Source organism: Sulfitobacter sp. HI0129, from assembly GCF_001635395.1.
Classification (GTDB): Bacteria; Pseudomonadota; Alphaproteobacteria; order Rhodobacterales; family Rhodobacteraceae; genus Sulfitobacter.
In genome coordinates this window covers 1-2298 of record NZ_LWGH01000433.1, presented here as the reverse complement: position 1 = coordinate 2298, position 2298 = coordinate 1, and the positions used below count along the sequence as shown (strand labels likewise).

General features: G+C 65.1%; 3 protein-coding genes. 2 read left to right on the top strand and 1 reads right to left on the bottom strand.

Annotated elements, in window-relative coordinates; genetic code table 11:
* On the top strand, positions 1 to 342 hold a 342-nt coding region (locus A3764_RS11820; protein WP_150122151.1), incomplete at its 5' end, for a tetratricopeptide repeat protein.
* A gap of 93 nt (positions 343 to 435) precedes the next feature.
* On the top strand, positions 436 to 1344 hold the full coding sequence (locus A3764_RS11815; RefSeq protein ID WP_067921687.1) for a lysophospholipid acyltransferase family protein: 909 nt from the start codon (positions 436 to 438) through the stop codon (positions 1342 to 1344).
* Between the two features lie 59 nt (positions 1345 to 1403).
* On the opposite strand, the gene A3764_RS11810 is transcribed toward A3764_RS11815, so the two are convergent.
* Complete coding sequence (locus A3764_RS11810; RefSeq protein WP_067921685.1) at positions 1404 to 2111, bottom strand: DUF1223 domain-containing protein; 708 nt, start codon at positions 2109 to 2111, stop codon at positions 1404 to 1406.
* Positions 2112 to 2298 lie beyond the last annotated feature (187 nt).

Sequence of the window (2298 nt, the reverse complement as noted above, 5' to 3'; positions counted from 1 at the left end):
GAGGCGGTGCGCGCCTATGCCCACGCGGGCCAGTACGACGCAGCACAGACAGTATTGGCCGCGATGCCGCAGGATGACGACCGGACGCTCACCTACCTTGGCTTCACGACGCGCAAGATGGGCGACTTGGAGCGCGGCATGGCCTATTACCGGGTGGCGCTGACCCGGAATCCCGGCAATATCCTCGCCCGGTCCTACATGGGGCAGGCACTGGTGGAACAGGGCGACGTGCCCGCCGCCATTGTCCAGTTGCGGGCGCTTCGCGATGCAGGCGGGACCGGCACATGGGCCGAAGCCTCGCTGCGGCGCGCCATCGCCACCGGCGTGACCTACAGCTACTAGGCTGCCCCCCGACGCCTCAACAATCTCCCCCGGGTTGTTGCGCCGACCCCGGCAGGCTATGTCTGCGCGAACCGCATTCGCGCGACGAGGCTCATGTCAGACGGCACCACTTCCCGGCCCCCCGCGCCGCGCGATCTGCGCGGTTTCGGCCATTATCTGACCAACGCGGTGATCGTGCTGATCATCCGCGCCGCGCTTGCCCTGCCCTACGGGATGCGCGTGTGTGGGCTGGGCTGGCTGGTCGAACATGTGATCGGCCCCATGGCGGGCTACCGCAGACGCGCGCTGGATAACCTTGCGGCGATCCGGCCCGATCTTTCGCCCGAACGCCGCCGCACCATCGCGGACCGCTGCCTGAACAACCTCGGCCGCACGCTGATCGAGAATTATTCGGCGCAGGATTTTCCGCGCCGCATGGCGGAAACCCCCCTGCGCGGCCCCGGCCTGCAGGCGCTGGAAGAGGCCGCCGCAAAGGACCAGCCCGTCATCCTCGTCACCGGTCACTACGGTAATTACGAGGCCGCGCGCGCCGCGCTCGTGGCGCGCGGATACCGGATCGGCGGGCTCTACCGGGATATGAAGAACCCCTATTTCAACGCCCATTACGTGCGCACCATGGAAGCCTTCGGCGGTCCAGTCTTTCCGCAGGGGCGGCGCGGCACGGCAGGTTTCGTGCGTCACCTGCGCGACGGGGGCCAGCTGGTGCTGCTTTTCGACCAGCATGTCTTTGGCGCGCCGCCGCTCGACTTCCTCGGGACACCGGCGCAAACCGCGCTTTCGGCAGCCGAACTGGCTTTGCGCTATGACGCGTTGCTCGTTCCCTTCTACGGCATCCGCCAGCCCGACGGGCTTACGTTCGACGCGGTACTGGAAGCTCCCGTGCCCCATGGCTCGCCCATGGAGATGACACAGGCGCTCAATGACAGTCTGGGCGCGCGGGTGGAGGCCGATCCCGAACAATGGTTCTGGGTGCACCGGCGCTGGCGCGCGGGCGAAGGCTGATCCGTCAGGATTTGGGCAAAGGCCCTGCCGGTACCGACAAGCCCCGCGTCAGCCGGCCCTCAACGCAGACGCGCAGCCGCATGGATGGGGCCAAGATCGCTTTCCTGAACAAGGACCACCACGGGCGCGTCCCCCTCCACCTTGACGGTGAAGGTGATGGGCGCGGTACCGTCCCATTTGCCCAATACCTGCCAATCCTCGACGATATTGGCGTAGGAAAACGTCTTTCCCGCGTTCTCCCCCCGCTCGATTCGCGTGGTACGTTCCGGGGTGTAGCGCACCAGTTGAATGATGCAGGGCACCGACATGTCCCCCAGCGGGGTCGCCGTAACCGTCAGCATATCGCCCGACCGCTGAAGATCCAGCGAGACCATCGCGGAATCCATACGGTGCTTTTCGATGGCAGCCATCACCTTGGCGGGCTTGGTCCCGACGATATCGCTTTCCCCGTCGATGATCATTTCCGGCGTATAGACCGAACGGCGCCCCCCTTCGGCGGCATAGGCGCGCTGTCGCTTGGTATTGCCGGGCCGGGCAAAGGGATCCTTCCAGCCGATATAGTCCCAATAGTCCACATGCAGGGCCAGCGCGATCACGTCATCCCGGGCCGCCAGTTCATGCAACAGCGCATCGGCGGGCGGACAGGATGAACACCCCTGCGAGGTGAAAAGCTCCACCACCACCGGGGATTGTTCCGCCTGCTGCCCTGAAGCCGCCGTGGCCAGAGCCAGTATCGCGGCGGACAGGACGGAAAGCGGACGCATCATGAAACCTCGGAACTTCGGGCAGCCGCGACAGGACCAAGCGGCGGCGGTCCTTCGATTAGTACGCAAAGCGGGCTGAAACAACCAATCAATGTTTCTTGAAACTCGGCCCCCGGGGGCCTTCAATTTCGGTACACGATGGTATACATTTCGCGCATAGATCACCGAAACCAGTTGAACAGCGCCCCCT